General features: G+C 52.2%; 21 protein-coding genes. 2 read left to right on the top strand and 19 right to left on the bottom strand.

The window, feature by feature from the left end; translation table 11 throughout:
* Positions 1-172 precede the first annotated feature (172 nt).
* The gene (locus tag MVK60_RS11005; RefSeq protein ID WP_297439353.1) at positions 173-346 is read left to right on the top strand and encodes a hypothetical protein; all 174 of its coding nucleotides are present in this window, start codon (positions 173-175) and stop codon (positions 344-346) included.
* A gap of 8 nt (positions 347-354) precedes the next feature.
* On the opposite strand, the gene ndk is transcribed toward MVK60_RS11005, so the two are convergent.
* The 10 genes from ndk to MVK60_RS11055 all read right to left on the bottom strand — a co-directional run bounded on the left by ndk (position 355) and on the right by MVK60_RS11055 (position 9,778).
* Positions 355-879, bottom strand: a complete 525-nt coding sequence (gene ndk / locus MVK60_RS11010; RefSeq protein ID WP_297439355.1) for a nucleoside-diphosphate kinase — start codon at positions 877-879, stop codon at positions 355-357.
* A 488-nt stretch (positions 880-1,367) separates the two neighbouring features.
* Positions 1,368-1,682 carry a hypothetical protein gene (locus MVK60_RS11015; RefSeq protein WP_297439357.1) on the bottom strand — a complete coding sequence of 105 codons (315 nt, stop codon included), beginning with the start codon at positions 1,680-1,682 and terminating at the stop codon, positions 1,368-1,370.
* Positions 1,683-2,415: 733 nt separating this feature from the next.
* Positions 2,416-4,263, bottom strand: a complete 1,848-nt coding sequence (locus MVK60_RS11020; RefSeq protein WP_297439359.1) for a hypothetical protein — start codon at positions 4,261-4,263, stop codon at positions 2,416-2,418.
* Positions 4,263-4,973: a hypothetical protein gene (locus MVK60_RS11025; RefSeq protein WP_297439361.1), complete on the bottom strand. Its 711-nt coding sequence runs from the start codon at positions 4,971-4,973 to the stop codon at positions 4,263-4,265. Before MVK60_RS11025 ends, MVK60_RS11020 begins: the two co-directional genes overlap by 1 nt.
* A gap of 163 nt (positions 4,974-5,136) precedes the next feature.
* Positions 5,137-5,343, bottom strand: coding sequence for a 50S ribosomal protein L24e (locus MVK60_RS11030; RefSeq protein ID WP_297439363.1), 207 nt, complete (start codon positions 5,341-5,343; stop codon positions 5,137-5,139).
* A 5-nt stretch (positions 5,344-5,348) separates the two neighbouring features.
* Positions 5,349-5,561, bottom strand: coding sequence for a 30S ribosomal protein S28e (locus tag MVK60_RS11035; RefSeq protein ID WP_297439365.1), 213 nt, complete (start codon positions 5,559-5,561; stop codon positions 5,349-5,351).
* A 79-nt stretch (positions 5,562-5,640) separates the two neighbouring features.
* Entirely contained in the window at positions 5,641-6,012 is a 372-nt protein-coding gene (gene rpl7ae, locus MVK60_RS11040; RefSeq protein ID WP_297439408.1) for a 50S ribosomal protein L7Ae, read from the bottom strand.
* A gap of 132 nt (positions 6,013-6,144) precedes the next feature.
* A complete protein-coding gene (locus MVK60_RS11045) occupies positions 6,145-6,759 on the bottom strand; it encodes an HVO_0476 family zinc finger protein (protein WP_297439411.1) in 615 nt (204 codons plus the stop codon).
* A 218-nt stretch (positions 6,760-6,977) separates the two neighbouring features.
* Entirely contained in the window at positions 6,978-7,937 is a 960-nt protein-coding gene (locus MVK60_RS11050; RefSeq protein WP_297439367.1) for a MarR family transcriptional regulator, read from the bottom strand.
* On the bottom strand, positions 7,889-9,778 hold the full coding sequence (locus MVK60_RS11055) for a phosphoadenosine phosphosulfate reductase family protein (RefSeq protein WP_297439369.1): 1,890 nt from the start codon (positions 9,776-9,778) through the stop codon (positions 7,889-7,891). Before MVK60_RS11055 ends, MVK60_RS11050 begins: the two co-directional genes overlap by 49 nt.
* A gap of 200 nt (positions 9,779-9,978) precedes the next feature.
* Between MVK60_RS11055 and MVK60_RS11060 the strand changes: the two genes are divergently transcribed.
* Complete coding sequence (locus tag MVK60_RS11060) at positions 9,979-10,155, top strand: hypothetical protein (protein ID WP_297439371.1); 177 nt, start codon at positions 9,979-9,981, stop codon at positions 10,153-10,155.
* A 79-nt stretch (positions 10,156-10,234) separates the two neighbouring features.
* Here MVK60_RS11060 and MVK60_RS11065 read toward each other — a convergent pair whose 3' ends face one another.
* Genes MVK60_RS11065 through MVK60_RS11105 form a run of 9 tightly spaced genes read right to left on the bottom strand, consistent with a single transcriptional unit; the run spans position 10,235 to position 19,979 of the window.
* On the bottom strand, positions 10,235-11,539 hold the full coding sequence (locus MVK60_RS11065; RefSeq protein WP_297439373.1) for an amidohydrolase: 1,305 nt from the start codon (positions 11,537-11,539) through the stop codon (positions 10,235-10,237).
* A gap of 39 nt (positions 11,540-11,578) precedes the next feature.
* Positions 11,579-13,522: a hypothetical protein gene (locus MVK60_RS11070; protein ID WP_297439374.1), complete on the bottom strand. Its 1,944-nt coding sequence runs from the start codon at positions 13,520-13,522 to the stop codon at positions 11,579-11,581.
* On the bottom strand, positions 13,519-15,240 hold the full coding sequence (gene flaJ / locus MVK60_RS11075; protein ID WP_297439376.1) for an archaellar assembly protein FlaJ: 1,722 nt from the start codon (positions 15,238-15,240) through the stop codon (positions 13,519-13,521). The genes MVK60_RS11070 and flaJ overlap by 4 nt, the downstream gene beginning before the upstream one ends.
* A gap of 9 nt (positions 15,241-15,249) precedes the next feature.
* Positions 15,250-16,881, bottom strand: a complete 1,632-nt coding sequence (locus tag MVK60_RS11080; protein ID WP_297439378.1) for a type II/IV secretion system ATPase subunit — start codon at positions 16,879-16,881, stop codon at positions 15,250-15,252.
* 1 nt (position 16,882) lies between these two features.
* Positions 16,883-17,578: an ATPase domain-containing protein gene (locus MVK60_RS11085; RefSeq protein ID WP_297439380.1), complete on the bottom strand. Its 696-nt coding sequence runs from the start codon at positions 17,576-17,578 to the stop codon at positions 16,883-16,885.
* A 4-nt stretch (positions 17,579-17,582) separates the two neighbouring features.
* A complete protein-coding gene (locus MVK60_RS11090; protein WP_297439381.1) occupies positions 17,583-18,047 on the bottom strand; it encodes a flagellar protein G in 465 nt (154 codons plus the stop codon).
* 2 nt (positions 18,048-18,049) lie between these two features.
* Complete coding sequence (locus tag MVK60_RS11095) at positions 18,050-18,559, bottom strand: hypothetical protein (protein WP_297439383.1); 510 nt, start codon at positions 18,557-18,559, stop codon at positions 18,050-18,052.
* 20 nt (positions 18,560-18,579) lie between these two features.
* Entirely contained in the window at positions 18,580-19,479 is a 900-nt protein-coding gene (locus MVK60_RS11100) for a FlaD/FlaE family flagellar protein (protein ID WP_297439385.1), read from the bottom strand.
* Entirely contained in the window at positions 19,476-19,979 is a 504-nt protein-coding gene (locus MVK60_RS11105; protein ID WP_297439387.1) for a flagella accessory protein C, read from the bottom strand. Before MVK60_RS11105 ends, MVK60_RS11100 begins: the two co-directional genes overlap by 4 nt.
* Positions 19,980-20,009 lie beyond the last annotated feature (30 nt).

Raw genomic sequence — 20,009 nt, forward strand, 5'->3', positions numbered from 1 at the left:
TGACCGATTCTGATGATTTCCGGGCTGACAATCTACACACTCCTCGCATAGGCCGGCGCAAAAATCCATTCCGGCTCCTTAACGTCGTCCCCTGCTCCAGCGAACTCCATTTTCCTCCACGCGCTCTACCTATCGGCGGTTCCCCTTGGAATACTGCTCGGGGGGCATCACAATGGCGCTGGTTCTCCTGATTGTCGTCCTGCTCCCCTACTACGCCACCCTGAAGCTGACGGTTTCGCTGACTAAAAGGGCCCTGGGGGAGAGTGAGTGTGAGTCGCTTGCAGGAGGATACATTGAGTTATTCAGAGAGAAGAAGAGAAAAGGGCTGGGATTGATCGTGGGTTAGTTTCCCTGTTACCTTTCAAGGCAATCCATAGTGTCAAGATATTCCCTCTTGGCCCTCGCATGGGTGTGATAGAACCAGTCGGCCGCTTTGCAGTACCTGTAGAGCTCCCCGGGCTTGAAGTAGAGGTTTATCTCCCTCTCGGCGCTCTCCGGACTGTCCGAGGCGTGGATTATATTGTAAATCGAATCGCCAATGTCAAGTCCATAGTCGCCCCTTATGCTCCCTGGCTCTGCGTCCTTCGGGTCGGTGGCGCCGCACATTTTCCTGACGACGCTTATGGCGTATCGTCCCTCAACCACCATGACGACGCTTGGGGCCTTGGTGATGTAGTCGATGAGGGGCTCGAAGAAGGGTTTTCCCCTGTGCTCCTCGTAGTGCTTCTCGGCCAGCTCACGGGTGATCCATATCATCTTCATCCCGACGATTTTGAGACCCCTTTTCTCAAAGCGGGAGATTATTTCGCCCATCAGCCCGCGAACAACTGCGTCGGGCTTCAGGATAACGAGGGTTCTCTCTATATTCCTCTCGGCCATTGGCAACACCGAAGTTAGTTGACCACGTGGTTAATAGGTTTTTTGGAATCCACGAGAGGGGGGCACAAACGAAGGGAAAAATAAGGGGTTCAGCCAACACTAACATACCACGTCATGGCCGTCCAGGCATCGTGATGCACTGCAACTCCCCAAATACGCACACTCCTGAACCTTGCCCAGAGTTTAACGTTAACTACTGCATGCCAGTTTCCGTCATAGAGAGTTGTCTCACCTACGATACCTTCTGAAGAGGGCATGAACCCAATCGTATGGTGGGGGGCATCCTCGTTGTAGGGGATGTCAAAGTCCCAAACCGCCTGAGGGTCGATGGCATCTCCATAAACTTTGTACCCTCCAATCGCAAGGGGGGTATGAAACCGGTCCTATGTTAATCGTTAAAGTTTCGTACTTGTTTATTATTCCGGCGGGTTCCATAATGCCTACCCGTCCGTGAAGAGCCGGGTCAACTCCCCAGTCATGAGTTATCTTTATGTCCGCTGTGAAATAGCTCCCATAATTGCCTTCGATAGCCACGCCGGGGGTAACGCGATATGTTCCAAGGTCGTTCTTGTCCTTTGTGCATATGAATCTCTCCTCGGTAGGGTTACCATCGTTCCAGAGGCCCCAGATATAGAACTGAGCATATAAGGGACACATATCTTTTCCTTTGGAATTACATCGGGCTTGAACTTCGGTGCCTTCCTGTCCCATTCTAGAAGTTCACTCCAAACCTTTTCAGCCTCGATAGGAACACCCTTCTTGGTTGCTGTGATCACGATATCAACCCTGCCATCCCTCCTCACTTTTATCCCATAACCCACATCAGAACTGCGTCTTTTGGAAGTTCTGGAAGTGCATATGCATGCCACTTGGCATTTGGGGCACTCTTCAAAACGAACTCCTGCACGGTTTTCTGAACTTCTTTAACGTCCAGTGGAAGACCATTTGGCGTGTAGAGGAGAAGGGTTGTGTAGTCCTTGCCCGGAAGCTTCTGGACCGCTGGAGTTGCGTACTGAACGTTGTTTCCCGTGGGATACGCCGAAACAACAAACAGACTTCAACCAAGACACCGAGTATGAACCATACCCCTTTTCCTCGCATTCGACCCCTCCCAAACGGGTTGTCAGGTATAATTAGGAAACTCATAGTATTTAAGTATTTCGTCCTCTCAAAATTAAGGAATGACAAAAGTATTCATTGAGTTAAAATTACTAGGAAAAAAAGAAATTACTTTCTCCTCTTGGCCCCTATAGCATTCCGTACCACCTAATTCAAAGGATAAACACTTCAGGGGTCCAACAAAGGCCGCAGGTGAGCCGCTCTTAATCCCCCTTCCTAGTCTGGAACCTTTTATAATCTTTGGAAGCATCACGTTGCCACACTCGTTGCAGCGAAGTATCAGCTCCTCTCCCGCCCCCTGATGACCTCAACATCATCGCTACCGCATCTAGACAGATGAAGTACTACTCCAGTCTTCTCCCCAGAAGTGAGAGGAGGAAGGCGTTCATAAAAAAGGGGAGTTTAAGGCAAATGCGCTCAACTGATAGCCCCGATTAGCTTCAAGATTCTGAGGGCATAGTATGTCTCCTGCAATCCTCCATAGTATTTCGCACCTCTGTAAAACAGAAAACCACCGTACTTGTATTTTAAGGAGTGGACGAAATTTATCAGGTCTTGGATGTCTTTCGGACAGCAACCCATGTAAACCAATGCCTCTATTACCCTATAGGTGTTGTATAGATCGGGGTAACCCCAGCCTCCTCCATGCATGGTTCTTAAGAAATACTGAACCGTATCTGTGTCATTGTAATTATACCCAAGAGCATGGAGAAGCATTACTGCGTTTGTTGTCTGAAAGATAATTTCCCCAGTTGTATTTCCAGTTCCAAACGTTCCGTTAGTATTCTTCATGGAGAGTATTTCACTGATTAGTTCTGATCGGGTTTTTGTATCTAATTTAACTCCTATTGAGTTCCCAAGTTTTATGAGATCTATCCATCCCTCATCTATCAGAAGATCTTGTCTCCTGTGGGCCAGATACCATTGCATTAACCGGATTGTTTCATTTTTTAGGTACTTCATGTCATTATGATCAATGGTAATATTAAGTTCCTTGTAGGTAAGGTAGATAGGATATAAGGCGGCCGGATTATCCTGGCTATAAGGCCATCTGTTATGAAGGGCATGTCTCAGATACGTCTCTAACCGGGTTCTGTTGAGGGGCATTCCGATTTTCTTGGCAACGTAGACCCCCATATATGTACTTATTGGTCCACAGAACTTTTTAAACGTGAAAGCGAAGCCCCCGAGGGGGCTTTCCCAGCTGTGTATGAACTCTATTGTTTTTTTATCTGGTTTTTTTCCGAGTAAAGTAATCGTTTTTACAGCATAATACGTTCCCTGGAACTCCCCGTAGTCCTTCCCAAAGATATTAAATCCCCCATCAGGCAATTCTTGGGACATTACATAATTATAAATCCCCTCTGAGATAGTTTTGTTCAAAAGTCTGTACCCCTCAAGTAGTTGGGCAAAATTGGCCACTATAAAGAGAGGGGGTTTGTTTCCAAGTATTTTTCCGACGTTCTTGGACAGGTTCTTTATAGAAGATACGTCCCCTTTGTACTCCTCTGTTTTTGTATAATTAACCCCCATAATCTCTAGGCACTTGGTATAACTAATAAAGTTAAACAAAAACCCCATTAAACGGAGCCCCTTATATTCGTGGGATGGCGTTAAGTTCTGAAAATTTCTCAGACAATATTCACGGGTTTCTCTAAGATTGCTCAAATTATATCCAAGAACGTGTAAAATTTCTACAGCCTGGGGTGTGAAGTCCATGTCATCATACACAAAAGAGCCGTTTTTTTGTCTCATATTCAATATGAATTCTATGATTTTATATGGGTTCTTTGGGGAGGAGTTTAACATTGATAGGGTCATAACACCATAATAGACTATCCAGAATTTAGGCATATTTGCATCGTAATCTGTTGTCGTATTTTCAAAGAGATTGTCTTCATTCCTGTGGAGCCATTCTATCGTCTGAATCCGATTGTAAGGAGTTTGATTTATTGCTCTTAATGCAGATACAAAATAATAAGTTGAAACAATATCCGGGGTTATTGTATCGTCGATTTCCGTAAAACCTCCCCCCGAACATTCAGCCAATTGCAGTCTTTTGGATGTGTAGCTAATCCAGTCTCGGCCAAGAAATGTGGAGGTGATAAGGAGCCTTGGGGGACAATTAAGCTGGATTTTTACGTCCTCATTTTCAATGGCTTTGCTCTCTTTACCGTTATTCCATCCATTGAGGGATATTCCCCAATACATTCCTAACAATAGGACTAGAACCAAAAAAGAGGAAAGGAGGAATTTTCTCTCCATTATCGTGACCCCCGTAATTTGATGACGTTAGCTCCTTGTATGTATTTAGTGTTTCCTCCAACACTACCAAAGTAAAATTGCCCTGTAGTGTGATCCTCTACCCGCCATATACCAAAAATTGCAGTTGCCTCCATATTGTCAAAGTCCACCCCAGCATAGTCTGTGTTGTGGAGAGTTATGCTGTACTCCGCCCCATCAGAGGTTCCATAAAAACCTATTCCTGGTGGTGCCGAGACGGAGATGGAACCACTGATGGCAACGAACTTTAACCTGACCCCAAGAGTCAAATCCTCTGCTGGATAATCCTGAGACCACCAATAGTCATATGGCTGAATCCAGCAAGCTGCAGAGGAATATCCACCCACTGTCACTATTGAAAATAAGTCCTTTTCTATGGTTAAAGATGCGTACGCGGATATGTAAACGTCACCCTGGTGAGGTATACTGAAAGCCTTTCTCTGTTCGTAGTCTGAGTTTGGTCCGATCCATACTCCCGTTACTTGTCTGTGTTTGAGAGAGAAACGTCTGTTAACCGCCATAATGACCTCACGTCTGCCCATCTCTGGAGTATTGGGAATTTGTATTATTCCGTCTCTTACAAACACTGGAATTTCCTGACCATTTACATGTACCGTGTATATTGTAGTATTAGCCCTGTGTTGTTTGTCGTAGCTGGTGGCACTCACTCCTTGGAGCATAGCCACAACCAACAATAGAACCATAAACCATACCCCTTTTCCTCGCATTCGACCCCTCCCAAACGGGTTGTCAAATACAATTAATGAATTTGTAGTATTTAAGTGTTTCGTCCTCTCAAAATTAAGGAGTGACAAAAGAGATCATTGGATTAAAGTTACTAAGAAAAGAAAGAAATCACTTCTTCCTCTTGGCCCTCTGGAGACGGGCTTCCTCGAAGGCCTTGGTCCACTTGAGCTTCCTCGGATTCCTGCCCATGAAGTAGAGCTTCTCGCACTTGCCCGAGCAGAAGAACAGAACCCTGCCGTCGTTCCTGACGTACATCTTGCCCGTTCCTGGCTCGAACTCCTTTCCGCAGTAGGAGCAGACGTTCCACCTGGCCATCTCGATTACCTCCTGGCCCTGATCTCCCTGGCCTCACGCTCGGTCTCCCGAAGGATGACTATGTCGCCGACGCGAACCGGGCCCTTGATGTTCCTCCTGATGACGCGTCCCTTGTCACGACCCTCAAGGACGCGAACTTTGACCTGGGTAACGCCACCGGTGACACCGGCCCTGGCGATTATCTCAATAACCTCTGCTGGGTACCCATCATCGCTCATTTCTCACACCCCTTAACCTAAAAATCTCCTCGCAGCGGTGAACTTAAACCTTTCCGTGGATTAAGGAAGGGGAAGGAGCTCACTTCATGAGCTCCCTGACCTTCATTGCGATCTCTTCAACGAGCTCGCGGCCCTTGCCCGGTTCCACAATAGCGACGCTGGCTGAAGGAACCTCAATGCCGGCGGCCGCGCCGAGCTCCTTTTTACTCGGAACGTAGATGTACGGAATCTCCTTCTCCTCGCACAGCGGCGGGAGGTGTGCAACGATCTCCTCGGGATCAACATCCTCGGCTATAACGACGAGCTTGGCAATACCCCTCTCAACCGCCTTGGTGCTCTCGTTGGTGCCCTTCCTGATCCTTCCGGTATCGCGAGCGAGCTCAATCGCCTCAAGGGCCTTTTCGGCAAGCTCTCCCGGAACCTCAAACCTGACATAGCTTGGCTTTGCCATCATTCATCCCTCCGAAACTTCATCGTTCATCGAATTTGCGTGCTCAATTCTGGGGGACTCTTTAAAAGGATTTCGATGGAGCAATGAGGGGAGAGAAGAGACGAAGGGCAGGGGAGTGGCGGGGGTTTTGGATTATCTCATTCTCTCCTTGTGATATCCCCGATAAAGCTCAAGTTGCCTCCGGGCTTTGGCCCTAATAGGACGCCCTATTATCCGGGTGATCTCGTCAGCCGTTGCTCTGCCGTGGCGGAGCATCTTGGTCTCGGTCTTTATCTTTTCGATCTTCACGGTGCGGCCGCCGACCTCGAGCACCTCCCCGACCACGAACTCCTCGTTCCTGTCCGCTTTAACCTTGTAGGACTGGGTCTCCCCATGTGACAGGTAAACGGTGACTCCAATGACCTTTGGGAACGTCAGGCTTTCTCCCCACAGGGTTTTTATCTCACCAATCCTGCCCCTCTCAACGCGTTTTTCCCCCTCAAGTTCTATGCCGGTTACCCGAACCTCGTCATCATCCGTCTCAACCACATCACCAATGGCGATTTCCTCACCTTCCGGCAGTTCCGCGAAGGTCTTGAAACTCCTCTCGTGTTTGCTGACTACCAGCGAAACTTTAACGAGCTTTGGAAGGGTTACATGCCAGATATTGCCACATTCATTACAGCGAAGCGTCAGCTCCCTCCCCCGTTCCTTGATGACCTCAACGTCATCGCTACCGCACTCCGGACAGACAAACCATTCCTCCATGTTTCTCACCAGAGGGGGGAGGGGGAAGGCGTTTATAAAGGTGGTGTTCTTTCGGAGAGGCAACTTTTGGGAGGCAGATCCAACCGTTTTTATTCAACCCGCCAAGCATCTGGATATCCAGGCTACAACGGTAAGGTTTCGCACATCGAGATTCCAAGTCCCCTGTGAGGGGTTATACCCCGTCCATCATAGTACCTCCCGACTGGAACCACAGGCCGTCATTCCCTCAAAAATACCCGGTAAGTCCTGCCCTCCCTCACGCGGGTTATCAGCCCCTTCTCCTCCATCTCGCGCAGAATTATACTGACCTTGGCCTTTGATACACCTAGCTTCTCCGCCAGCTCGCTCTGAAGAATTGGGCCTTCATCCAGCATGGCCATTATCCTCTCCTCGTCGCTCCGCAGGTGGGTCTTTTCCTCCTCGCGCTTCTTCTCGCGGTAAAGGACATAGCCGTAAACGGAGCCGCCACCCACCAGCAGACCGGCCAGGAAGATTCCAGTGTAAAGGAGAGGGGATGGCCTTGCTGGAACCGCGAGTTTCCCGGAGAACCCAACTATGAAATAAAACTCGTCACCGGCGTTAACGTATCTCCGGTTCCACTCTAGGAGAAGCCGGTTCGTGGAACTCTCGACCTTATCTGGAGAGGGTATTATAGGAGAAAGCACCGCGTAGCCCCTTGGGATGGTGAGCTGAACGTGGAAGAGACCCACCGGCTGGCTGAACTTGACGTAGTACGTGAACTGCTCCCTTCCTCCGTTCTCTGCTATCATCCCCCGCGTTGTGAAAGTGAGCCTAAGAACTGCCCTCTCGCCAGGTTTCAGCTTCGGAAAGCGCATGTATATCGCATTAGTTCCTCCAAGTACGCTACTGACCGTTACGTTTATCGGCTTGCTAGTGTTTCCCAAGGTTATCCTGGCCCAAGGATTCTCAACCGGGTAGTCGGTGTAGATAATGTAGCTATCCATGGTGGAGTTGGCTATGAGATTCATTTCCACGGTTTCAGTTACGTTGTTCGGTGAGTGAACATCAAAGTACAGAGCGTAGGCGTTCATGGTGTAGTAGTCCGAGGCCGCAACTGGGGGGGCAAAAACAAGAAGAAGGGATAGAGTCAGAAGTAACCCGGTTCCAGCTACAGCTGACTTCCTTCCGAGGGATTTTTGATTTTCAGGAGCGGGCATACATCCATACACTCCCTGCAGTGGGTGCAGAGCTCACCGTTTACAACGATTTTCCTGCTCCTTGGGTCGATGCTGAGCGCCCCCTCAGGGCACTTGCCGACGCAGACGCCACAGCCAACACATTCGTAGGCCCTCTTGATGAGGTAATATGCCTGCATCGCTTCCCGGGAGTCGCTCGTATAGGCACCGTCCTGTTTAAACCTAACATCGCCCGTCCTTATGTAGTTTTCGCCTTCCTCAACCTCCCCGAGGATTGGAGCGACTTCCCGTATCCTTTTCAGGTTCACGACGGTGTTGAAGCGAACAGCAAAGCCGTCGTCGTTCTCCACAATCGAGTACTTCACCGGCTCCCAGGAACGCTCCTCTGGAATCTCAACACCCAACTCCCTCGCTATGGAATTTTCGCCCTTGCTCAACTTCTTCCAGCGCCAGAAGCCGTAGGTTATCCACTCATCGGGCATTCCAAAGCGCTTCCCCCAGCGCTTGAGCTCGTTCTCCCACCTGGCCCAGAGCTCGGGCTTCTCCTCTCTAAGGGTGTAGATTTCCGCCAGGGAGGCACTCGGGCAGAGAAAACAGCCTATCCTGTCGAGTCTATCCTCGTAGAGCGGGTTGTATTTCAGCTTCCTGCTGAAAATGTAGAGCCAGACCTCCAGCGCGCGCCAGTGGAATATCGGCGATGCCCCGGTCTCGTTCGGCACCCAGGGGTTCTTCCATACCCTCGGCTGTTTAAACCTCTTTATGCTCTCGTACTTCCTCTGACCGACGAACATGAGGACTCCTTCGGGGTAGTTCTCCTTTATCGCCATCGTTATGGGGCCGAGCTTCGTCACCTTACAGCACCAGCGGTAGTCTCTACCCGGTGGGGAGAAGACGTGAAGGGCGCGCCAGAATGCGTCGCCGGCATCGGCAACAATGAACTTTATGCCCTTCGGCTCAAGCTCCTTCCTCAGCTCCTCTACGTATTCGAGAGTTTCCGGGAACTCTATGCCGGTGTTGTTGAAGAAGACGGTGAAATCCTCGCCAAACTCCTCCAGTGCTAGACCGAGAACCGCCAGGCTGTCCTTGCCGCCGGAGAATGCCACCGCCACCGGAAGGTCGGAGTAGCGGGTGGCAACCTTCTTCATGAAGCGCCTCGCTTCCATCACCTTCCTCTCAAGCTCGATGGAGTTTGCCCTGAGAACGTCCTCCATCGTGGCCTTCCTTCCCTCGCGATAGTTGATGGTCTTCTGCCGCCTCACTTTGACACCGGTTCCGCGCTCCTTGTTGGCGAGCCCGGAATAGTCCTTCTTCGCTATGCCCGTCGCGATGACGTCTCCGCCCTCGGAGACGAGGATTACGTCGTCGTTTCTCCTTATACTCCCCTCGGCCTCGATTATGCCGACCGGCAGGAGGTTAGAGCCGTTGAGTATAGGCTCTCTAGCGCCCTCATCAACGATTATCCACTTCCTCATGGACTTTCCGAAGCGCTTCCAGAGGGCAATCGCCCCCTCGACCTTTAAGCCGGGCTTCCAGTGAAGCTCCAGCGGGTCGAAGCGTATCCAGCCGAAAACGTAGCCATCGAGGATTATCTCATAGGCATCGTCCTCTCCGGGGGTCTTGTTGAGGAGAACCACCTTTCCCTCAAAGAGTTCACCCACGTCGACGCCGTAGTGCTCCCTAAAGACCGAGCGTATGAACCAGATGTCCTTCTCAAAGGCGAACCTCAAATCGCCGGGAGGTGTGATGTTGAGGCGGAAAACGCTCTCCTCTCCGTGAACGGCACAGCTATCGCCGATGAGTGGGACGTTGCACTTCTCACACCAGTTTATGTAAGCCTTACCGAGGAAGACGGGCCTTCCCATTTTCTCTCACCGCGCTTAGAAGGGAGCAGGGGTTTATAAAGGCGATTGACGGAGGGAGCTCCCAACCAAAAGTCTTTAAGTATTTATGTAAAATTTTTTAAAAATTAAACGTAATAATAACGTCCGTGGTTGAAGCCTCGATGATCCCTGAATGTTCCTCCTGCTGAACGTCAAGGTCCCCGGTATCCTGCTGGAGGCAGTTGGGGATTTACCGAGAGTTTTTTCGTCTCGCTGATAGCCGCGGCATCGTTTACTTGGCAATAGGCCGCTACATCAGGAGAGGGGTACAGGACATCGGTGCAAAGGAGAAGAAGTACACCTTCGAACTCAGAGGAGCGTGGAGAGTCGGGGACATCTGGGGGAACACTACCTGGTAGGAATTGAAGGGGATGGGGATAGCACTGGTAAAGGAAAACGGGGAGCTGAGGGTTCGTGACACGGCCGAGGTGGTTGAGGTCAACGGGACAACGATGGTGGTGAAGGGGGTTCAGTGAGATTGAGGGGATAAGCCCCTCCCAATTCTTCCCACAGATCCTCCAGCGTTTTTCCAAGCTTCGGCAACACTCCATTTCTGTAGACCATCTCACCGTCCACAAACACCATCTCAACATCACTTCCCCTGGTGGAGTAAACGACGTGTGAGTAAATGTTTTCTCCAGGAAGGAACTGCGGTTTCCTGCCGTTTACGAGGATGAGGTCCGCGAGGTAACCGGACTTTATGAGCCCTGCCCTGATGCCCAGAGCCCTGGCCCCACCCACCGTTGCCCACTCAAAAACTTTCCTGGCCCCTACCCGGCCGGAGGGACCGACGGTGATACCATAGGCAAGGGAGACCATGCGCATCTCCTGAAACATGTCCATGAGGCCGACCGGGTTGGGCGAGTCGTTTCCGAGTGCAACGTTGGCCCCCGCATTCTCAAACTTCAGAACCTGGGGGACCCTGGCCTCAAGACGCACGTTGCTGACGGGGCAGTGCACGAGGGTTGCACCGCTCCTTCCAAATCTCCATACATCCCCGTCTTCAAGGTACACCCCATGAACGCCCAGCAGGCTTTTACCCAGGACCCCGGCTCTCTCCAGATACCGAACGGGTGTTGTCCCGTACCTGCGCTTCACCTCCAAAACTTCCGCACGGCTCTGAGCGAGATGAACATGAATAGGGACACTCTTCTCTCTGGCGAGCTCGCCGAGTTCCTGCATTAGCTCCAGCGAGACGGTGTTGGTGGCATGCGGTGCCAGGGTTGGTGTAACGAGGGAGTCCTTTCCATCCCAGCGCTTGAAAAAACGGAAGCCCTCTTCAGGGGCTGCCAGTGGAAAGTCCACCAGGTCCATAACCGTCTGCCCAACAAAAGCCCGAACGCCGAGCTTTTCAGCAACCTTTGCTATCTCCCCGGCAAAGAAATAGTGGTCGTTTATCGTCGTTGAACCATTTGAGAGGACCTCGGCCATACCCAGCAGCGCCCAGCGGTGGATCTCGCGGGGAGTCCACTCACGCTCGGCCGGCCATATAACCTCGGAAAGCCACTGGGGCGTGGGGAGGTCTTCACCGACGCCCCTGAACTTTGCCATCGCCACGTGGGTGTGAGAATTGATGAACCCAGGGAGAACCAGGTACCCCTTGCCCCCGTAGATTTCGTCGACATCGTAGTCTCCGAGCCTCTCCCTGGGGACGACGTCAACTATTGTGCTATCTTCCCAAATGACCGCAACGTCGGCTCTAATGCCCGTGCAATCAACGGTGGTTCCGACCAGCGCCCTCATTTTCTCACCGGATTACTTACGTGCAAGTTGATTTAAACCTCACTTCGCCTCCATCCTAGCAGCTATCCACGCCAGGAGCAGGATGAAAAGCACCCCTCCCAGGAAGGCCCCACCGAAGTAAAGTAGCTTATCCCTCAGCGAGAGCCCCACCTCCTCCACCGTTGCGTTCGCTGGCACCGGAACCTTTACCACCTCCGTGACGACCTTGGGCTGGCAGGAGGTGTTGGATGTAGCGTTGTATACAGGGGTACTCCCCTGAGAGGACGGCTCCGCGTGGACCGGGGGCGTGGCAACCTTTACAACGGTTGAGTTCTGAGCCATGATTCCACGCCCTCCAAGAACCGCCGTCAGTTTATACTCACCCGCTTTCGTTGGTACGAGGGTTATACGATATACCTTTGAGGACCGTGGACCTATCCAGCCCTCCGCCTGGAGCCATTTCCCGTACAGCGTGAAGTTCTTGGCCACGATCCCGAACCCCTGAGGAACGGCCACGCTGAGGTTGAACGCTCCCCCAGAGCTTCCTGTGTTTATGACGGTGATGTTCAGCTCAAGCGGCGCACCAACGCGTCCGTTTTCCGATGAGAGCTTTAGACTGTATGTGAGGTTGAGGGGAGTAACGTGGATGATCTTGCTCTCGGACGTGAACTCTATCCCCTTCAGGCCATAGCAGGAAAGTTCATAGGGCGCGTGGGCGGTCACCACAACGTTGCCCAGCGTGAGGTTGCCCCCTTTGAGCGGAACTATCGTCACAGGAATCTCCGCGCTTTCTCCCCTCTTTAGGACGGATAGGTATGGAAGACCCCTCAGCTCAGCTCGAAAGGCCTTCGAGACGTTCAGCGAGATCTCAACGTAGCGGAGGTCCGTCTTCCCGGTGTTCCTTAGAACGACCTCCCCCTTGATGGGACGGTACTGGGTGGCGTTTGGTGGGATCTGCAGGGAGACGTTCAGGAAAGCCACGTCCCTCACCGCGGGTACCCGCGATCCGTTCAGAAACGCGATCACGTGCGCCTCCTTCTCGCCATCCCTCTCCCGAACTTCGGGTATTCCTATGAGGAGGCCACCGTAGTAAAGTCCATGTGAGACGTTACCCACCGACACGAAGCCCGTCTTCAGGGGCATCCCGCAGGGGTTGGAGATGGAGACGTAGGCGCTATCGTTGAGCACAGCCTCGATCCTGACGATGTACGGACCCACTTTCTCCGTTTTACCGACCGGGAGCCACCCATCAAACGAGGGCGCGACCGATGCGGTAACGTATGCCCCCTTGAGTCTTATCCTGACCCTCAGATACTCGGCACCGACGAGGTCCTTCACATCGATGACCAGGGCCCCGGTGTCTAGGGTCTTACCAGCCTCCACGTAGTATTTCCTACCTCCCACCTCAAGGTTTATGACTTCCACAAGGTTTCCGTTCTCCCGCGTGACGTTGTATCCCGTGAAGTTCACCGTCCACTCACCGACCCTGACAAGATGCCCTCTGAGGAGGTAGCCATCGAACATCACGGGCATTGGCGTCGCTAACAGCTTCAGATGGCCGAAGGAAACGCCGCCCCCGGACGACTTCAATGTCTTCTCCGATGTTCCGTTGGAAACGCTCAGTACGGCCGTGCTCTCAGAGACGGAAACGAGTTTTACCGTATAGTTCCCAAAGCTCAGGCTCTCCCCCTGGAGGAGGTAGGGAAACCTAAAATCAACTAATGCGTAAACAACGTTCCCATCCATCACCACCTCACTAAGGTTGAGGCCGTAGCCGCTCCAGTTCAGCCCGCCGCCTATCGGGAGGACATCGCGAAGTTCCGTTCCGTTTCCGGTTATGAAGAGGAGGGCGGAACCGTCGGTTATCGAAACATCCTGAAATCTCATATGGAGGCCACCCAAGGTAACCCGACCCGGAACTGCTACCCATCCCGAGAAGGAGGACGCCCCCGCCAGGGGAGAGAGAAGGAACAGGAGAGGCAGGACTACAATCAATTTTCTCATACCATCACCCCCATGGAGTGCAGGAGTACCCCCAGGACGGAGGAGGAAAACGTCATCATGCGCTCCATCATTACACTCCCAATATACTGACCTATCGCCGAGAGCCACATCAGGACGACGAAGTAGTAAATCGAAACCCCCAGGTGCCCCCCGTCAGCCAGTTTTATCGAGACTGCGGACATCGCTGAGTGTATTATTAATATGGCACCTATTATGTAGCTAGTTATCTCCAGCCCGCTAGCCGACGGAACGAAGATTATGTTCTTGAGGAAGTCCCCCTGGATAGGCATATTGGAAAACAGCTTGTTCATGTAGAGCGCCACCTCAAAGGCCGCCGCCACCGAAAAGGCGAATGCTCCAGTGATGCCGTAGATAACGCCCCTAAAGCTGGCGACGTTCTGGGCCCTCTTGCGCCTCAGCCTTATAAGCCTCTCAAAGTTTCTGGAGATGACCATCCCCACGTACTCGGGATCGGCACCCAGGTTGATGCTCTTCTTGAATATATCGGAGAATATACCAACCAGCCAGCTGCCCGTATCCGCCGCGAAGTGCTTCCAGGATTTGTCGTTGTCTATCCTTATGGAGACCCTGCGGTAGAGGTTCTGGATGTCCCTGGTTAGAACCCCGAAATCATGGGAGCTGAGGTACTTGAGAACCAGATGCATCGAGGCACCACTGGCGGCCAGGGAGGAACTGAGACTCCTCATGAACGCGGGGAAGTTCTCGTCCTTAACGAGGATGTTCTTCTCCTCGCCCTCCAGCACTTTGCCCACATACCCCAGGGGCGACACCACCAAGGCCGCCTGAACCAGGAACGGTACGTTGAACCTGGGGTGGACAACCAGGTAATCGACGAACGCCATTGCAAAAACTCCCGCTGCGGATATAACCAGGGCGCGCATTATGCGCTTTCTACGCTCGTTGGTCATCGCGTAGGCCGACCATATGGCATCCTCGGGCATCCTGTACTTTATGATGAGTAGGATACCTATCTCCGTGGCAAGAACGAGAACGAACATAAAAGCGCTGAGTCCAACTATATCTTGACCCGTTAGTATGGGCCCGATGATGATAAATGTGACCATAAAGACCACGGAGATTATGAGTGAGGAGTATATCTCCTTAAAGACGTCTAGGTCGTAGAGGGCCCCCTCATAGAACGTCTCGTAGTCGTCCATAACAGTCTTCTGCTCCTGAAGGAGGTAATCCTTGAGATCAACACCGCTGTCCAGAGAATACGCCAGCCTGTCGAGGAAGTCGGCGAAGACCTTACTGGGAGTCCTTCTGGCCAAGAAACGGAGCGCTTCAGGCATTCCCCTATGGAGTTTAGCTATGAGGTAGTACACCTTCTTCATCTCAGTAGCTATGGGCTCAAGAATCTTCTCCGTGGCCACGTTCCATATAAGCTCGCTTCTGCTGACGTCGCTCGTCGAAAGAACCGCGAAGTAGGTGGCGAAGTATGGAATCTTCGAGTTTATCTGCACCTTCTTGCTACTTGCCTTAGCGCTGGGATAGGCAACCGCGTATATCATCGGCAGGAAAGACACCAAGTAGAGTATTATTCTTATGATTCTGCTGAGGGCAACGAAGCGCAGGAGCACGGAGGATGCCAAGAATAGGACGACAGAGGCAACCAGACTGGGGGCCAGGACCTTTCTCAGGTACTCCCTGATGTTGAGGCCCGCCTGCACAAAGACACCAGCTTTTCCCCCTGTCATGGTACCACCTCACAGCCTGAAGCTCAGTCCCTCCAGCCCCCGTTCGTAGAAGCCCTTTATCTCACGGTACACCTCATGGTATCCCGTTATGCCGAGCTCCGCCATCCTGTTGATTATCCTGGCCCTCAGAAACAGCTCGTTGTATATCTCCTTGGGGTCTTCGTAGCCCACGACCTCGGCTATCTTCCTCTCCAGGATGTACGAGTTGTTCATTCCCCTGAAGATGTGCCTGTCACCGACCGGGTCCCACTCAAAGACGTTCCTGGTGGCAACGCCACCCAATTCCTCGTAGTAGCCCTCGATCTCGACCACGCTGAGAACCCTTCTAAGGAACCGCCCCTTCACGTAGACGGCCTGCTGGAAAAGGGCGATGTTGAGGTTGTCTATGAACGTGACGGGTATGTTTATGGGTGAACCGGTGAAACGCTGTATCATCTTTTTGATGTCGCCGGCGTGAAACGTGGACATGACGGGGTGTCCGGTCTGCATAGCCTGGAAGGCTATGGCACCCTCGGCTCCACGGATCTCACCGACTATGATGTAATTGGGCCTCGAACGCAGTGCCGCTTTCAGCAGGTCAAAAAGGGCAACCCTGCTTTCCTCCGGGCCGCGCTCCCTCGTGGCAAGCCTCTGCCAAGTCTCATGGGGCACTATGACCTCCGGAGTGTCCTCCGCGGTGTAGATCTTCGCGTCCGGCTTGATGAAGGGTATGATCGAGTTGAGGGTTGTCGTCTTTCCGCTGGCGGTCTCACCGCATACGAAGACGCTCATACCGTACTCCAGGGCGAGCCACAGGTAAGCCGCCACCTCCGCCGAGAAGGTTCCCCATTTCACGAGCTGAACGACGCTTATCGGGGTGGCCGAGAACTTACGTATGGTGGCACTCGGACCCTTTATGCTGACGTCAGGGGAGTAGATTATGTTGATACGCGAGCCGTCCGGGAGGGTTCCATCGACGATCGGGTTCTTGTCGCTTACAGGTCTACCCATCCTCTCACTGAGGTTCTTGAAGTAATCCGCAAGGCGAATGTTGTCACCGAAAGTGATGTTGGTCGGCATTGCCTCGAATATCTTGTGGATCATAGCCACGTAGTTCGCACCGACAACGTGGATATCCTCGATGTACGGGTCGCGCATGAGAGGTTCAAGCGGCCCTATACCAACTATATCCCTTTTGAGAATGTACCTGAATTTCTCCGCCTCTTCCGGTGTGAAAGAAAGCCGCGTTCTCTTTAGGAACCCTCCGCTACCGCTGGAAAGTTTGGCCAGTGCCTCGTCAAAGAGGTCATCCAGGAAGTGCTCAAAAGCCTCCTGATCCTCCGGTATGGATTTTTCGGGAGCCAGCTCCAGTATCTTGTCTTTGAGGGCATCGTACTTCTGTTCTTCAATGGGGTTGGTTATCCTTGGCTCCACCACTATGTACTTTTTCCTGGTGTGGATATCACCGTAGATGTGGATGAATATGGGATCGCCAACCGGGTAGATGATGTTGGGGTATTTTATCTCCTTCATGTCCCTGCTGAGCTGGGGGTAGAACTCCGGGAACTTGCCAGTTTTCTTGACGAACTCATCAACGTACCTACGAAGGTGAGGGTTGCGGGCCATTGCAACTTCCAGGGTATCGCTGACGTTCCGCTCCATATCACACCACCGAGGCTATCTCCACTATGAATCCAACACCGGGCTCGACCCTGAAGGGGATTATCTTCTGGAAAACACCCTGGGCGTTGTTGTACTTCACGACCATGGCGGAGTTCTTTAGATCGCCCCCGAAGGTCTTCACACTGAGCCGGATGAGCATGCTCGATATCTCCTCCAGAACGCTCAGAACATCCTTGTTCATCCCATCCGGGTTTACAGTGAGTATCACAACCTTCCCTATTGATGAGAGCCGCTTGAGATGGGAAGACAGGGATTTTATCTCGTCCTCACGGAGTTCCCTGGGCAATAGGGAGGATATTGTGTCGATTATGACAACCTCAGTTCTCCAGATACGGGGTTCGCTCACCAGCCGGGAGAGGAACTTCTTCCTCTCTGAAACGTTAACCAGAAGGGGATAAAGAGAAACGAACTGAAGCCTTCGTTTGATTAGTTCCCGTATTATGTCATAGCTCAGAGATTCCATCTGGTTTATAAACTCGGGGGTTGTGTACTGACTTGAGATGTAGGTTACGCTGTACTCGTTTTTAAGGAACCCGTAAAGGAGTCTCTGACAGAATATGGACTTCCCGGTACCCCTGTCCCCCTCTATCAGGAGGATACTGCCGGCGGGGATTCCACCACCCAGCCGTCTGTGGAGTTCATCGTTGGGTATGGTTATCTTCAGGAGGACCCCCATGCTCTCACCCCACCTTGAACACCATAGATCTCTCCTTTCCATTATCCAGGACAACAGTGAGCCGGTGATATCCGGGTGATGATATGAATGCGGACGGAACCGTGATTTGACCAACATCGTACGGCCTGAGATTGGTCAGGGAGGAATTATCCAGGTTGGTGAATGTCAGGTTCGAGGGAGGGATGATCTCCCCGTCAACCATAACAACGACGGAATCCGATGTGAAGGCGAAGGAGGTCTCCCCGATGTTTCTTAAGTAAAATATATAATTCCCCGACTCCAGCGGGATGCTCTCCGGGTCGTTTATTATCTCGAAATCGGTCCGGAGGGTAGTTGACACGCTCTTTCCCTTAACGGTTATCCCGTCGGATAGATCCTGGGTTATGTAGTAAAGTCCCCCCGCTATCGTACCGGCTACGAGTAATGACACGATGAACAGTACGAGCTCCGACACGGCTGAGCTCGCCATGGTCAACCCTCCACAGGGCAGTACCAGGCACTGCTCAACACCTCTGCAGTACCCTGAGTCTGGTTCCCGACCCATTTCCATTTTATCTTCATGTTGCAGCCCGTCTCGGTGTTTATTACAAGTGAATGAACCGTCGAATCCTTCGGAACGTTCTGGACGGTTACGTTTATCGAGTCGCCAGGAAAGAGGTACTCCTCATCCTGAACGACCACGTCGGATGTGGTGTCATATGTCCCATCGTACACGAAACGCCATTGGGGCGGGGACAGCGTACAGCCGTCATTGGTCAGCGTGAAGTTTATGTCGTAGAAGGACACGTTATCGAGGGTGGTGTTGCTGTAAGACGACAGTTCCAGCATGGCCGTCTTTGCCTTCAGCAGGGCGGCGTTCTGGTCGGCGGATGCCTCATGAACCAGCGTGTACGCATTTTCGAAGGAGGTGTAGAGCATCCCAAATGAGACCAGGGTTGCGGTCAGTAGTATTGCGAACGTCGCTGAAACACTGAGCCCCATGGGTATCGCCCGTAATTGCTTTAGACGCCGTACATGTCCTCAAGTATCTTGCTTATGAGCCGCATCTCCCTCTCGACCGAATCGATTACCTCCCTCGTTATCCTGACACCTCTGAGCCTCTCTATGAAGAGCAGCGAAACGATGTGGTCACGTATGGTGAGTTTTTCATCGGGCCGCCACTCAGGTTCCCTCGGATGGGGCCTTATGCCCTCGGCATACTTCATTAGGGTGTTCAGCACGTCCTCCGAGATCCACCCCACCCCATAGTAGAACTCCAGGACGTTTTCAAGGTTCTGCATTCCCACGCGGTCTATCAGAAAGCCAAGCCACTTTAGTACCATCATCGTTGACGCCATGTCCGCGGGAACCCTCTCGAGCCTAGCCCTTGTTCTGGGCGGGCTCAGGAGGACGTCCCGCACGTCAGGCGGAATCTCAAACTCCTTCTCCATACCCATCCCCCCTTCGGATTCTCCCGTAAACTCAGGAACGCGAGCTTCAGGTTTTTCAAACTCAGGTGACGTGGATGAACGTGATGACGGGTGTTCAGACGGTTCCACCGGTGAAACCTCCCCCGGCTCGAAGGGAAGCTCATGCGACAGAGATGGTACGGATTCTGTGGTCCCGTGTTCTCTCCTGGGTTGGGGACCGGAAGCACCTTTGGAGGGAACGATCTTCATAAGCTGGGCTTTGATATCCTCAAGGTACCTGCCTATTTCGTCGACCCGGCGGTCCAGCTTCGTGAGACGTTCAAGGTTACCGGAGTACGTGCTCATAACCCGTTCAACGACTTTATCAAGCTGTTCTGGTGTCAGTATATCCTGTTTGCTCATGAGTTTCTCCTTGAGGTCGTCAATGAGCACGTTCGGAAGCCTGCCCCTCAGCCCCTTCAGCTTCTCATCGATCTCGGTTTCGGTTATCATGCCCCTCCCTCCGAGATGGTCTCGTATATCAGCTCATCAAGATCAATACCATCGATGACCAGCAGCCTGAGATCGGCCTTTATCTTGGCTATCTCCGACTTCAGGTCGTCTATCTTACCTCCCAGCTCCTGAATCTCAGCCACCAGGGGGTTGGCCCCATCAACTTCCTTGAAGGGGTTTATCTCCTGTGATACGACCTCGTAAAGCACCATAACGTCCTTTATTGTCTTATCGAGGCGCTCTATCTCTTCCCTGAGCTCACCTATCTGGGACTTGAGCGTGTCCATGCTCACCTTTATCCTTGGGATGTCGTTCTCTATCTCGTTTATGCGCGTCATCACCTGATTCAGCATCTCCTCCTCTTCCGGGCTCTTCTGGGGGGCCGGCTCCTCGACCTCAAGCTCGTCAATTTTTATGATTTCCCTGTTGTCCTCGGCTCCACCCCCTGCTTCCCCCTCCTTCTTCTTTTTGAACTTGTTCTTTAGGTATGAGAACGACATTTCTGTCACCCCCAAAAAGGAAACGTTGAA

Origin of the sequence: Thermococcus sp. (assembly GCF_026988555.1) — an archaeon.
In the GTDB taxonomy this organism is placed as follows: Archaea; Methanobacteriota_B; Thermococci; order Thermococcales; family Thermococcaceae; genus Thermococcus.

Excerpts from the sequence above, each read along its gene's own strand:
- MVK60_RS11050 (WP_297439367.1), bottom strand. The coding sequence starts at position 7,937 with ATGCCCGCTCCTGAAAATCAAAAATCCCTCGGAAGGAAGTCAGCTGTA.
- ndk (WP_297439355.1), bottom strand. The coding sequence starts at position 879 with ATGGCCGAGAGGAATATAGAGAGAACCCTCGTTATCCTGAAGCCCGAC.
- MVK60_RS11070 (WP_297439374.1), bottom strand. The coding sequence starts at position 13,522 with ATGAGAAAATTGATTGTAGTCCTGCCTCTCCTGTTCCTTCTCTCTCCC.
- MVK60_RS11030 (WP_297439363.1), bottom strand. The coding sequence starts at position 5,343 with ATGGCCAGGTGGAACGTCTGCTCCTACTGCGGAAAGGAGTTCGAGCCA.
- MVK60_RS11085 (WP_297439380.1), bottom strand. The coding sequence starts at position 17,578 with ATGGGGGTCCTCCTGAAGATAACCATACCCAACGATGAACTCCACAGA.
- MVK60_RS11045 (WP_297439411.1), bottom strand. The coding sequence starts at position 6,759 with ATGGAGGAATGGTTTGTCTGTCCGGAGTGCGGTAGCGATGACGTTGAG.
- MVK60_RS11090 (WP_297439381.1), bottom strand. The coding sequence starts at position 18,047 with ATGGCGAGCTCAGCCGTGTCGGAGCTCGTACTGTTCATCGTGTCATTA.
- MVK60_RS11095 (WP_297439383.1), bottom strand. The coding sequence starts at position 18,559 with ATGGGGCTCAGTGTTTCAGCGACGTTCGCAATACTACTGACCGCAACC.
- MVK60_RS11035 (WP_297439365.1), bottom strand. The coding sequence starts at position 5,561 with ATGAGCGATGATGGGTACCCAGCAGAGGTTATTGAGATAATCGCCAGG.
- MVK60_RS11020 (WP_297439359.1), bottom strand. The coding sequence starts at position 4,263 with ATGGAGAGAAAATTCCTCCTTTCCTCTTTTTTGGTTCTAGTCCTATTG.
- MVK60_RS11080 (WP_297439378.1), bottom strand. The coding sequence starts at position 16,881 with ATGGAGCGGAACGTCAGCGATACCCTGGAAGTTGCAATGGCCCGCAAC.
- rpl7ae (WP_297439408.1), bottom strand. The coding sequence starts at position 6,012 with ATGGCAAAGCCAAGCTATGTCAGGTTTGAGGTTCCGGGAGAGCTTGCC.
- flaJ (WP_297439376.1), bottom strand. The coding sequence starts at position 15,240 with ATGACAGGGGGAAAAGCTGGTGTCTTTGTGCAGGCGGGCCTCAACATC.
- MVK60_RS11005 (WP_297439353.1), top strand. The coding sequence starts at position 173 with ATGGCGCTGGTTCTCCTGATTGTCGTCCTGCTCCCCTACTACGCCACC.
- MVK60_RS11065 (WP_297439373.1), bottom strand. The coding sequence starts at position 11,539 with ATGAGGGCGCTGGTCGGAACCACCGTTGATTGCACGGGCATTAGAGCC.
- MVK60_RS11055 (WP_297439369.1), bottom strand. The coding sequence starts at position 9,778 with ATGGGAAGGCCCGTCTTCCTCGGTAAGGCTTACATAAACTGGTGTGAG.
- MVK60_RS11105 (WP_297439387.1), bottom strand. The coding sequence starts at position 19,979 with ATGTCGTTCTCATACCTAAAGAACAAGTTCAAAAAGAAGAAGGAGGGG.
- MVK60_RS11100 (WP_297439385.1), bottom strand. The coding sequence starts at position 19,479 with ATGATAACCGAAACCGAGATCGATGAGAAGCTGAAGGGGCTGAGGGGC.